We start from the raw sequence: 13,265 nt of genomic DNA, 5'->3' as shown, positions 1-13,265 counted from the left end.
TCCTTTTCAATTTACATCAAACGAATAATCGAATTAATTCGATAATAATCCAACGGTTCTTGATCAAACCAATTCATTTTATCATGCAATGACACTACATCTCCAATAATCAACAAAACAGGGTGATCAGCTATTTGTACCAATTTTTCTAACTCAACTAAAGTGCCAATTATTTTTTTTTGATTCTGATACGTTCCTCGACTGATGACAGCTACCGGAGTATGTATACTTAATCCATGAGCGATTAAATTATTACTAATACTTTTAACATTTAATTTACCCATGTAAACTACTAATGTTTGTTGAGTAATTGACAAAGCATTCCAATTAAATTGATAGTTATCATTACTAATATTATGTCCTGTAATAAAAGTAACACTATGAGCATACTTTCTATGAGTTAATGGAATACCAGTATAAGCTGCAGCTCCTATACCCGCTGTAATACCCGGAACTATTTGAATAGGAATGCCCGCTTTTATTACTGCCTGCAACTCTTCTCCTCCACGACCGAAAATAAATGGATCTCCTCCCTTAAGTCTGACAACCTTATTTCCTTGTTGTGCTAATTGCACCATAAATTGATTCAGTTCTGTCTGAGAAATTGAATGATTTCCAACACGTTTGCCAACATAAATTTTATTAGAATCTCGTCGCGCTAAATCTAACACATCTGAACTTACTAAATGGTCATATAATACTACATCTGCTTGCTGCATAACCTGTAAACCTCTAATAGTCAATAATCCCGAATCTCCAGGTCCTGCTCCTACTAATGTTACATGACCTTTTTTATTATTATAATCCCCTGTCTCAAGAACACGCTTAAAAAACTTGTTGGCTTCTTTAGAACATCCTTGTTCGAGTAATGCGGTAACATAACCATCATAAAATATTTTTTCCCAAAACCGACGCCTACATACTGTACTGACGATATGTTGTTTTACTTGATTACGCCACTTTCCAGCAAATTCTGCTATAAAACTCACAGACTTGGGTAACAACGATTCAAGTTTCTCACGTAAAATACGTACCAATGTAGGCGCTTTTCCGCAAGAAGAAATTCCTATTATAATAGGATCTCGATCAATAATAGCAGGAAAAATACACGAACATTTTTTCTTATCATCTACAGTATTAATTAAAATATGACGTTTTTCAGCATTTTGATATATTAAAGTATTTAATCTAGTATTATTAGTTGCTACAATTACCAAAATTGCCTTATCTAACATTGTAGGTTCAAAATTCTCGCTAATCCAGTTAATGTTTTGATTAATAAGTATAATTTTTTTTAACTCTGAACAAATACTTCGAGCTATTATAGTAATAATAGCATTCGCTCTCTGTAACATCTGTATTTTACGTACAGCAACACTACCTCCTCCAATCACTAAAACCGGCCTATTTTTTAGATCAATAAATAACGGTAAATATTCCACAAAATTGTACTTATAACTAAATTTAATAAATACCAAAACGATTAATATATAAATAATGACCATTACAAAAATAATAAATATAGAAAATACAGTCATATTCTCGCATATATTCTCTTATATTTAAGATATATTAACTTTATAAATTTAAATTTTATATATTCACAAATGCTATATAACATATATAAACAAAAACATAAATCTTAATCAATAAGATGCAAACCACATTCACGCTGTAAACCAAAAAAACGTGTATCTTCTTCTCTCATTCCAGGCTCCCATTTTCTACTCGTATGTACATCCCCTATTGATATATATCCTTGTTCCCATAATGGATTATATTCCAAAGCATGTTTTTTAATATATTTATGAATTTGAAGATTATTCCAATCAACAATAGGTAATAACTTAAAAATACCATTTTTAATTGTTATTACTGGTAGATTTTTGCGACTATCTGATTGATCTCGTCGTAACCCCGCAAACCATGTTTTTACTCTTAGTGTTTTTAGAGCACGATACATAGGCTCGACTTTATTAATAGCATTATATTGCTTTATACCCTTTATTCCTTTTTCCCATAATTTACCATATCGTGCTTCTTGCCACGCTGCAGATTGCTTCGGAGAAAATATATGTAAATTTAATTGCATTTTTTCTGTCAGTCGATCAATAAATCTGTATGTTTCTGGAAATAAATAACCAGTATCAATTAAAACAACTGGAATGTTAGGATAATAACGATTAGTTAAATGCAAACTTACCGACGACTGAATACCAAAACTAGAAGATAATATTGCTGGTCTAGGTAAATATTCTACAGCCCACTCGAATCTATCTTCTGCCCTTAGAGCGTTTAAATACTGATTTATTTCAACTAATATCATTTTCTGTTCATTTATATGTAATGAATCAAATTCTGTAAAAGTCCAACGATGATTAATAATATTTAATAATTTATTCATAAAAATCTTTTTCAGAATTTACAACAGCCTTAACTATTCCAGATCTTATGACATAATCTCCATAAGATTCCTTATCAATCCTTTCTCTAGCCCACTGTCCAATAGTCACATTAAGAATATCTAAAATATCACTTTCAGTAATATTTTCCTTATATAATCGAGGAATACGTGTACCTACTTTATCACCTCCCAAATAAAGATTATAACGTCCTATCGATCTTCCTGTTAACCCAATTTCTGATAACATTGCACGAGCACAACCATTTGGACAACCCGTTACTCGCAAGATAATAGAATCTTTCTCTAACTTATACTTCAACATGATACTCTCTATTTTAGTAATAAATTCTGGTAAAAATCGTTCTGATTCTGCCATTGCCAAAGGGCAGGTAGGAAAGGATACGCATGCCATAGACGCTTTTCGTTGCAATGTAACATTATTATTTATAATACCATATTTATTCAATAAATTTTCAATCACTAATTTATTACTATCAGATACTCTAGAAATAATTAAATTTTGGTTCGCAGTTAATCTGAAATAACCTGAATGTATTCTAGCAACTTCTGCTATCCCGCTTTTTAACAACTTATAAGGACCGCCGTTATTTGATATTCTCCCGTTTTCAATAAATAAAGTAATATGCCAGTTATTATCGATACCCTTTATCCATTTAAACTGATCTCCCCTATCTGTAAATATATAAGGACGACTTGAACTAAATTTTATTCCAGAACGACGTTCAACTTCTTTTTTAAATACGGTCACTCCAACTCGATCTAAAGTATATTTTGTTTTAGCATGTTTACGATCAGACCGATCTCCCCAATCTCTCTGTGTCATAACCACTGATTCTGTAATCTTCACAATATCCTGAGGAACAATATATCCAAATTCACTAGCTTTACGAGGATATGTAGTATTATCTCCATAAGTCATTGCTAATCCTCCTCCAACTAATACGTTAAAGCCAATTATCTGGTCAGATTTATCATTCTTGATAGCAACAAAGCTAAGATCATTCGCATGTACATCTACATCATTAATTGGTGGTATTGCAATTGCTATTTTAAATTTACGAGGTAAATAAGTAGCACTTAATATTGGCTCTGAATCCGTAAATTCTGTTTTTTTTTCATCCAACCAAATTTCTGCATACGCACGAGATTTTGGCAATAAATGTTCAGAAATATTTTTTGCTAACTCCCACACCTGATAATGTAATGCTGATTCCATTGGATTAGCAGTACATATTACATTACGATTCACATCCCCAGCAGTAGCTATAGAATCTAATCCTAATTTATTCAATAAACGATGCGCACTTTTTAGGTTAGGTTTTAACAAACCATGCAATTGAAAAGTTTGCCGAGTAGTAAGACGTATTGTTCCATATAGAGTATATTTTTCTGAAAAATCATCTATAGCTAACCATTGTTTTGGTGTAATCACACCACCTGGTAAACGACAACGTAACATCATATTAATTAATGGTTCCAATTTTTGATTTAATCTTTCTATACGCACATCACGATCATCTTGTTGATACATACCGTGAAATCTAATTAATTGAGCGTCATCTGCATTAAAACCACCAGTTAAGTTATTGTCTAAATTTTGTGCAATGGTACCTCTTAGAAAATTACTGACTTGTTTTATTCGTTCATTGTCAGATAATAACATTACATTTTTATCATCATTATTATTATGTTTTTTATTCATCAATAAATATCTCTCTGATAACGATTATTTATACGCATCTCGTTCCAAAAATCATTTGCCTTATCTACATTCATTCCTCCATGTTTAGACGTTAACATAATTAAAGCTTTATCCACATCTGGAGCCATACACTTAGCATCACCACATACATAAATATGCGCTCCCTCTTGAATCCATGCCCAAAGTTCAACACCATTTTTAAGTAATTTATCTTGTATATAGACCTTGAAATCCTGATCCCTAGACCAAGCAGTATCAATTTTCGTTAATAACCCATCTTTAAAATAACGTTGCCATTCAACTTGATAAAGAAAATCATCTATAAACCGTAAATTTCCAAAAAATAGCCAATTTTTTCCCGATGCACCATCTGCAGCCCGTTGCTGCATAAAAGCACGAAATGGAGCAATACCTGTCCCGGCTCCAATCATAATCACTGGAATATCGAAATTCTTCGGTAATCTAAAATTATTATTAGGTTCAACAAAAATACGTATTTTATCGTTTTCTTTTATACGATCCACCAAATAACCACTAGCAGCACCTGTTCTAAAGCGCCCATTAATCTTATAACGTATCACACTTACAGTAATATGTACCTCTGTTTCCACTTCTGATTGAGCAGAAGAAATAGAATAAAATCGAGGTTTCATGGGACTTAATACTTTTAATAACTCCTGAGGGCTCAGTCTAATCGATATACGACGCATCATTTCAACAATAGGAGTAGTTAAAATAAACGTACTCAAATTTTTTTGATGATCTAATAAATTAATCAATTCTTTATTATGAGTAATATTAGCAATATTTTTCACAACAATAGATGTATTATGTGTCAATTCATAATATTTTTTTAACGCTTCATTAAGTAACATTGATTTTCCTTTGACTTGTACTAGCTCGGTCCCTTTCAAATTCAGTAATTCTAATAGTTCATTAATAAGATCTGGATCGTTTTCATACCATATTCCTAACGCATCACCTGGTTGATAATATAGATTAGAATCGGTAACATCAATTTCCAAATGATGCACATCTTTCAGTGAATTACAACTAGTAATTTTTTGTCGTTCCGACAAATAAGCAATTAATGGAGATTCTTTATTATAAACAATACTCTTAATCTGTTCAGTTCTATAAATATTATCATTTTGATTGAATATAAAACCATCTACCATTTTTTTCTTGATTAACGAGACTATTTTTTTTCTCCATATATTAGCTTCTTCTTCAAAATCAATATCAACATCAACTCGATCATGCAATCGATGCGCTCCAAGCGCTTCTAATCGATAATCAAAATCTTTTCCAGCTTTAGCAAAATATTTATATGATCGATCTCCAAAACTAAATACCGCAAAATAAGTGCTTTCCATTTTAAGCGCTTTATCAGAAAATAAATATCTATATAAAGCAATTGCTTCCTCTGGAGGTTCTCCTTCCCCATATGTAGAAGTAATGATAATTAACAATTTTTCTTTAGCAATTTGTTTAAATTTATAATTTCCAGCATTAAATAATACAGCATTCAAATTGGCCGCATTCATATCATCACGTAATTGCTCGGCTAACTTACGTGCATTACCAGTTTGAGAAGCAGATATAAGAGTAATTTTTTTATTAGTACAAAAATCTATTATTGTATTTTTTTTTGAAATATTGGTTACTACATTGGATCGTGCAACATTTGCTAATCCCCATAAATAGCCTGATACCCAAATCAATTGAGCATGAGACAAAGTAACAAATACTGATTGAATATGATCTAATTGTTCTGAAGTTAACGGTGTTATTGTGTCATGTATAACTTTTTTCATCACTAAAATTAAACTAACCTATACCCCAGAGATAATAAAACTATTTATAATTATTATGCATACATAAATAAACATTTATATGCTTAAACTTTTACATATAATTTAATTGCATTTAAATTTTAAGTAATACGTATCACATAATTAATTTTAACAAATTTTAGTCTAATCAATTTCTTTATTAAAATATGATTAATAACATTTTTAAAATTATTTATTAACATTTCAAATTATATTAATTGAGATACATAGCGCTATGGCTCTGAATTTTATCTATTTAAACAAAACACAGTATATAACACACCATTGTGTTTTGTATATATTATACAACAATTAAATAAAAATAGCATCATTATACGATATCGTATAATTCAAAAACATACAATAAACAACAAAAAACTCTACCCATTTAAATTAAAATAAAAAACACACAACATCACCAACTATGCTATGAATCCCTCATCATATAACAAAAAGATTAATTAAATTTAAACCATAAACATCCTCAAATTCTCTGTAGGAAAACTATTATTATTATGGTATCATTACTACGATGCAAAACATACCACTCACCCGCAACATTTTGAGTATTAATCATAAAAACTCATTTCTATGAATATTATACAAAACAAAAAACCGAGCATCTATCGTATTGAAATACACTTACAACATATACACAATCACTCATAAATATGTTATATAGACGTTATATTCTTAAATCTACAGAATTTTCCCTGTTTATCTAAAATTTCTTCTATACGAATTAATTGGTTATATTTTGCAACACGCTCAGAACAACGAATAGGTCCGGCTTTTATCTGCCCCGCAGAAACACCTACTGCTATATCAGAAATACTTGTATCTTCAGTTTCACCGGAACGATGTGAAATAATAGTACCATACCCAGCATTTTTAGCCATCCTAACTGTCTCTAATGTTTCAGTTAATGATCCTATTTGATTGCATTTAATTAAAATAGAATTTGCAATATTTTTATTAATACCTTTTTGTAATAAATTTATATTTGTTGCAAACAAATCATCTCCTACCAATTGAATTTTATCACCAAGTACCTTTGTTTGGTAATCAAATCCATCCCAATCATATTCACTTTGTCCATCCTCTATAGAAATTATTGGATATTTTTGTGTTAATGACAATAAATAATGAGTGAATTCTTTAGAAGTAAAAAACATTTTTTCACTTTTTATATTATATTTAGAAATACAGGTATCAAATAACTCAGAAGCAGCACAATCTATTGCTAAACTAATGTCCTTTCCTAAAATATATTTAGATCGATCTACAGATTCTTTGATTAAATCTAATGCAACAGCATGAGAATTAACAACAGGAGCATATCCACCTTCATCTCCTAATTGTGCAGACATTTTCTTATTTTTTAAAATCATACCTAAAGTATATGATATTTCAGACCCCATTTGAATTGCTTCTCTAATTGTTTGCGCTCCAACCGGAATGATCATAAACTCTTGGAAATCTAAATTATTATCAGCATGCCTACCGCCATTAATAATATTCATCATAGGAAGTGGCATAATAAATTCATCCGTTGAATTTCCATACAAATCAGCTATGTGTTGATATAATGGAACACTTTTAAATTTCGCAGCAACCTTCGCCGCTGCTAAAGAAACACTTAATATAGCATTAGCACCAAATTTTGATTTATTATTAGTGCCATCTAAATCAATCATGATAGTATCTATATCACGTTGTTGCATTACATCTACACCGATTAATGCCTTATTAATGGGTCCATTTATAGCATTAACTGCCTTCGTTACCCCTTTACCGAAAAAACGATTTTTATCGTTATCTCGCAGCTCTAATGCTTCTTGAGAACCAACAGACGCTCCAGATGGTACCGACGCTAATTTAGAGCCACCTTTAATATATACTTCAGCTTCCACCGTTGGATTTCCACGAGAATCAATAACTTCGCGTCCAATAATATTTAAAATTTTAGACATGCATACTTCCTTTATCTTATTAATTCATACTTTCTGATTCAACACAAAAAATAGTATCATAAATACTAATTATATACATCATTTCATTAAATCAATTTATTATAACGATTTTGATACTCTATTGCAGCTTTTATAAAACCTATAAATAAAGGATGCCCTTCACGTGGCGTAGAATTAAACTCAGGATGAAATTGACTACCTATAAACCATGGGTGATTTGAATATTCAATTACTTCTACTAAATGATTTTTTTCAGAAAAACCAACACAATTTAATCCTGCATGTTTTATATTTTTTAATAACATATTATTTACTTCGTAACGATGTCTATGACGTTCCAATACAACACTTTTACCATACATTTGACGCGTTAAACTTCCTTGAAGTAAATAACATGCTTGATTACCTAAACGCATAGTACCTCCTAAATCAACATAATTATCATTATTACACATAATAGCGATACCATTTTCATCCTTACATTCAGTTATCAGAGCTATAACTGGATATTTACAATTAGTTATGAACTCTGTGGAATTAGCGTCTGGCATTCCAGCAACATGACGAGCAAATTCAATCAGCGCTACTTGCATACCTAAGCAAATACCAAAATATGGTATATTATTTTCCCTAGCATATTGTGCAGATAAAATTTTTCCCTCCACTCCACGATAACCAAATCCCCCGGGAACTAAAATACCATCCAATCCTTTTAGAGTTTTTTCTATGCCTAATTCTTCCACATCTTGAGAATTGATAAAACGAACATTAATAATAAAACGATTTTTTATTCCAGCGTGTTTTAAAGCTTCTGTCACTGATTTATAAGCATCTATCAACTCAACATATTTTCCTACCACCCCTATAGTAACTTCCCCTATTGGATGTTCTTGACGATAAATCACTTCTTCCCAATCAGATAAATTTGCTTCAGGACAATTTAAGCTAAAACGCTTACAAATATAGTCATCTAATCTTTGAGCTTTAAACAAAGCAGGTATTTTATAAATAGAATCTACATCTTTAAGAGAAATTATCGCCCGTTCAGGTACATTGCAAAATAGAGAAATCTTCTTTCGTTCATTATTACTTATGACTTTATTAGATCTACAAATTAAAATATCAGGTTGTATACCGATAGACAACAATTCTTTTACTGAATGCTGTGTTGGTTTAGTTTTTAATTCTCCAGATACTGTGATAAAAGGTACTAATGTTAGATGTATATATAAAATTTGTTCTCTGCTCACTTCTATTGCCATTTGTCTAATAGCTTCTAAAAAAGGCAATGACTCAATATCACCAACCGTTCCTCCTATTTCTACTAACAAAACATCATAACCAGAAGCACCTGCTATAAGCCATTTTTTTATAGTATCAGTAACATGCGGGATAATCTGTATTGTAGCACCTAAAAAATCACCACGACGCTCTTTCCGTAGTACATCAGCATAAATTTTACCAGCAGTAAAATTATTATGCTGTCTCATTTTAGTACGAATAAAACGTTCATAATGCCCTAGATCTAAATCAGTTTCTGCTCCATCTTCAGTAATAAATACCTCTCCATGTTGTACAGGACTAATCGTCCCTGAATCAACATTTATATAAGGATCTAATTTTATTATAGTCACACTAAGACCACGTGCTTCCAAAACCGCAGCTAATGATGCTGTCGCAATACCCTTACCTACAGACGAAACTACCCCACCAGTTACAAAAATATAATTAATTCTCACACGTCAATCCAAATTTTATTTGATTTTCATAATTTAAACCATTCCATTAATCACTATGAACTATTCATCTAAATAGATCATTATTATATATGTATCTATATTTTCAAGATAAAAAATAATAAACAATTATTCTTAAAAAGAATATTTCATATATTAAATTAACATTTAATACAGTAAATATCTGATTGTCCAATCATTAGTACATTAAAACCGAATATAACATTTTGATCATATATCATAAATACATATAATTTATTATGTATATAACATATATATAATTATACATTATAATTATATAAATTTTTATTCTTAAAATCGATACAACTTCAAATAAAAAGTTTATATGTATAAATATAATTTAAAATATACACAACTATTTTACCTACTTTTATAGATATATTATCATTTATATACTGAAAGATGAGCCACAACTACAGGTAATCTTAGCATTTGGATTAATCACAACAAATCGAGACCCCTCTAGTCCTTCATAATAATCCACAATACCCCCAAATAAATACTGCAAACTAACTGGATCTATCACTAAAGTAGCTCCATTATTTTTTATGATACAATCATCATTAGAAACTTTATCATCTAAAATAAATCCATATTGAAACCCGCTACAACCTCCTCCTGTAATATATATACGCAACTTTAAATCTGTATTCTTCGTCATTTTATTTTTAATAAAAAAATTTACTTTTCTGGCCGCAATATCAGTCAGTTGAATAGGAAAATTTGAATCATTACTCATAATTATCAACCTTGTACATCAAATATCATTATATATACTAATCAGTAGTAAACAATTAATTAAAATTATTATTCTTTTGACATGTATAAACTTATCTAAAAATTTAATTAACTAATATAACAGCGATAAAAACCACAAATATATATTTTTACAAATACACTGATTATGTCTTGTGTATATATATTATACAAATATTTATAACTGTTACTAATAGATATTTAACTTTATACTATCAACAAAATCAGTTTCAAAAAATAAAATAAAAAATTGTTTAAAATACAAGTGACATAAATTGATAAAATCATATATTACTATCTGAAAATATATTCTATATTTAGATAACGAGCAAATAAAAATATTTTACTCATTAACAATATTATCAACCCATTTATTTGTATTATATGTATCCATCTTTTTTAAAGAATTCATTGATTTTGTATCATATGAGAGAATCTTTGATTGTTTAGGTAGTTGATACAATTCTTCCCAATCATTTATCCACATTGGTAATAATTGACAACATTTTTTTTTACTGTCGTCTAATGTATAATTGCCATAATTATCTACAGGAACATATTTAATACCGTTAGGTGGTTTTAAATATAAAGGATCAGGATTGCGATGTTCCAAATAAAAACTATACAAAGTTAACGCACCATGAGTACCTGTTAATTTAGTTTTCCCATTATTATCACGCCCTACCCAAATAACAGTAACTTCTTTCCCATCGATACCAACAATCCAACTATCACGAAAATTATTAGTAGTTCCAGTTTTAGCAGCCAAGTGAGCATCAGGAAATTTTGAAGATAAAATATAAGAGGTTCCTCGTGTTACTACTTGTTGCATTGCATATAATGTTAAATAAGCTGCTTGAGGAAAAATTACGCGTTCTATCTTAGGAAAATTTTGATATAAAATTACACCTTCTTCATTTACAATATAACGAATAGACGATAAACCAGAAAATTGACCTCCATTAGCAATAGTTTGAAATTTTTGTGCTACTTCTATAGGTGTTAAATTAATAGATCCTAATAAGATAGACGGAAAAGAAGAAATATAATCAGATGAAACACCCAACTTTATCAAAATATCAGAAATAATATCCAACCCTAGTATCAATCCTAAATTAACAGTAGGTACATTAAGAGATTTAACAAAAGCATCAATAAGTGTCACTTTACCTCGAAATTTTCGATCATAATTTTTAGGAGACCAAATTATCCCATCTGGTTGTTTCAAATTAATAGGTTCGTCAGCAATCCACGTATTAAGGTGATATTTTTTTGGATCACTCAAAGCTGCTAAATAAATGGCTGGTTTTGCTAACGAACCAATAGAACGACGAGCATATATAGCACGATTAAACCCATAAAAATGAGGATCTGATCCACCCACCACAGCACGTATTTTCCCGTTAAATCTATCTACTATAACTATAGCTCCTTCTAAATCTTTTATACCAGAATAATTTCTTAATTTACGGATACCTAATGCCATCGCTTTTTCCGCCGACTTTTGAGACATAGGATCTAATGTAGTAAATATTTTTATTCCAGAAAAATCATGAATTTGATTAATATTTTGAATTTCTTCATGTACTATTTGTGTAAAAGCAGGTTGTAAAATTAACACTTCATCTTTTGATTGTACTCCCAAAGAACGAGCGCTGAGAATAGAGTATAACCTGTTATCAATAACATTTCTATGTTCTAATAATTTCAATATTAGATTACGACGTTCTAATGTTATTTGTGGATTTTTCCAGGGATTATATAAAGACGCGCCTTTTATCATTCCTACCAACATTGCTTGTTGATCTAAACTTAATTCATTAACTGGTCGACCAAAATAATAAAAACTAGCTAGAGGGAATCCACGAATCTGATCATTACCGTTTTGACCAAAATATATTTCATTTAAATATAATTCAAGAATATGATCTTTACTATATCTATGGTCAAAAATTATAGCCATATAAACTTCGTTAAATTTACGCCATAATGATCGTGTATTATTTAAAAATAAATTTTTGACCAATTGTTGCGTTAAAGTACTTCCGCCCTGTACAGTACGCCTAGAAATGATATTAATGAAAAAAGCGCGTCCAATAGAAGATATCTTAATGCCATCATGCTGATAAAAATAACGATCTTCAACAGCCAATAACATATCTATTAATAGATCCGGAAACCCAGATCTTGGTAAAAATAATCTTTGTTGTCCATTAGGAGTATATAAAATAGAGATTATTTTCGGATCAAGTCTAAATAGACCAAAGTTATTTTTTGTATCTTGATTATAAATACGTAGTAATTTTTCCTGATTAAAAAAAAAGGATACACGAATTTCCCTTTCCTCTCCATTTGGAAAATTAAAGGATCTGCGAAATAATTCAATATTATTATTATGAACAGTAAACTCTCCCGAACGAGTAATCTCAGAAACTTGACGATACTGTAATGTTTTTAATAAATGAATCATATCATGCTTACTATACACTGTATTGGGTTCTACATTAATCATACGACTATAAATAACAGCAGGTAATTTCCAAATTTTTCCATTTATACGACTCTTAATCTTATTATCTAAAAAAATCCCATACATTATAATTAAAATTATAATACATAAAAAAATACACACTACAGTATACAAAAAATACAAAGTTCTTTGCACAGTCAAAAAACGATGCTTATATAACGATTTTTTTTGTAAAATTTTGTTTTTTGACATACATTACAAAATCAAAACAAAATAATTATTACTTTGGAATATATGATATAATTCTCCATTGTATACAACAATAATATACTATCATATGACATATA

The 13,265-nt window shown here is 29.8% G+C and carries 8 protein-coding genes; all 8 read right to left on the bottom strand.

Translation table 11 applies throughout. The annotated features are described in order from the left end of the window. Positions 1–11 precede the first annotated feature (11 nt). Positions 12–1,442, bottom strand: a complete 1,431-nt coding sequence (cysG, locus tag Bsayi582_RS00830; protein ID WP_500815925.1) for a siroheme synthase CysG — start codon at positions 1,440–1,442, stop codon at positions 12–14. A gap of 200 nt (positions 1,443–1,642) precedes the next feature. Beyond that, positions 1,643–2,404 carry a phosphoadenylyl-sulfate reductase gene (locus tag Bsayi582_RS00825; protein WP_500815924.1) on the bottom strand — a complete coding sequence of 254 codons (762 nt, stop codon included), beginning with the start codon at positions 2,402–2,404 and terminating at the stop codon, positions 1,643–1,645. Further along, complete coding sequence (cysI, locus tag Bsayi582_RS00820) at positions 2,397–4,127, bottom strand: assimilatory sulfite reductase (NADPH) hemoprotein subunit (RefSeq protein ID WP_500815923.1); 1,731 nt, start codon at positions 4,125–4,127, stop codon at positions 2,397–2,399. The genes Bsayi582_RS00825 and cysI overlap by 8 nt, the downstream gene beginning before the upstream one ends. Next, positions 4,127–5,944 carry an NADPH-dependent assimilatory sulfite reductase flavoprotein subunit gene (gene cysJ, locus Bsayi582_RS00815; protein WP_500815922.1) on the bottom strand — a complete coding sequence of 606 codons (1,818 nt, stop codon included), beginning with the start codon at positions 5,942–5,944 and terminating at the stop codon, positions 4,127–4,129. The genes cysI and cysJ overlap by 1 nt, the downstream gene beginning before the upstream one ends. A 692-nt stretch (positions 5,945–6,636) precedes the next feature. Further along, complete coding sequence (gene eno / locus Bsayi582_RS00810; RefSeq protein WP_500815921.1) at positions 6,637–7,935, bottom strand: phosphopyruvate hydratase; 1,299 nt, start codon at positions 7,933–7,935, stop codon at positions 6,637–6,639. An 86-nt stretch (positions 7,936–8,021) separates the two neighbouring features. Beyond that, positions 8,022–9,674, bottom strand: coding sequence for a CTP synthase (gene pyrG / locus Bsayi582_RS00805; protein ID WP_500815920.1), 1,653 nt, complete (start codon positions 9,672–9,674; stop codon positions 8,022–8,024). 406 nt (positions 9,675–10,080) lie between these two features. Beyond that, positions 10,081–10,431 (bottom strand): iron-sulfur cluster insertion protein ErpA, encoded by a 351-nt coding sequence (gene erpA / locus Bsayi582_RS00800; RefSeq protein ID WP_500815919.1) that lies wholly within the window; start codon positions 10,429–10,431, stop codon positions 10,081–10,083. 360 nt (positions 10,432–10,791) lie between these two features. Further along, on the bottom strand, positions 10,792–13,170 hold the full coding sequence (gene mrcB, locus Bsayi582_RS00795) for a bifunctional glycosyl transferase/transpeptidase (protein ID WP_500815918.1): 2,379 nt from the start codon (positions 13,168–13,170) through the stop codon (positions 10,792–10,794). Between the last annotated feature and the right edge of the window lie 95 nt (positions 13,171–13,265).

It is taken from the genome of Candidatus Blochmannia sayi (nom. nud.), assembly GCF_059935855.1.
The sequence above is the reverse complement of the archived record's forward strand: the minus strand, read 5'-3'. Positions and strand labels throughout refer to the sequence as shown.

Excerpts from the sequence above, each read along its gene's own strand:
- Bsayi582_RS00825 (WP_500815924.1), bottom strand. The coding sequence starts at position 2,404 with ATGAATAAATTATTAAATATTATTAATCATCGTTGGACTTTTACAGAA.
- cysI (WP_500815923.1), bottom strand. The coding sequence starts at position 4,127 with ATGAATAAAAAACATAATAATAATGATGATAAAAATGTAATGTTATTA.
- cysJ (WP_500815922.1), bottom strand. The coding sequence starts at position 5,944 with ATGAAAAAAGTTATACATGACACAATAACACCGTTAACTTCAGAACAA.
- eno (WP_500815921.1), bottom strand. The coding sequence starts at position 7,935 with ATGTCTAAAATTTTAAATATTATTGGACGCGAAGTTATTGATTCTCGT.
- erpA (WP_500815919.1), bottom strand. The coding sequence starts at position 10,431 with ATGAGTAATGATTCAAATTTTCCTATTCAACTGACTGATATTGCGGCC.
- mrcB (WP_500815918.1), bottom strand. The coding sequence starts at position 13,170 with ATGTCAAAAAACAAAATTTTACAAAAAAAATCGTTATATAAGCATCGT.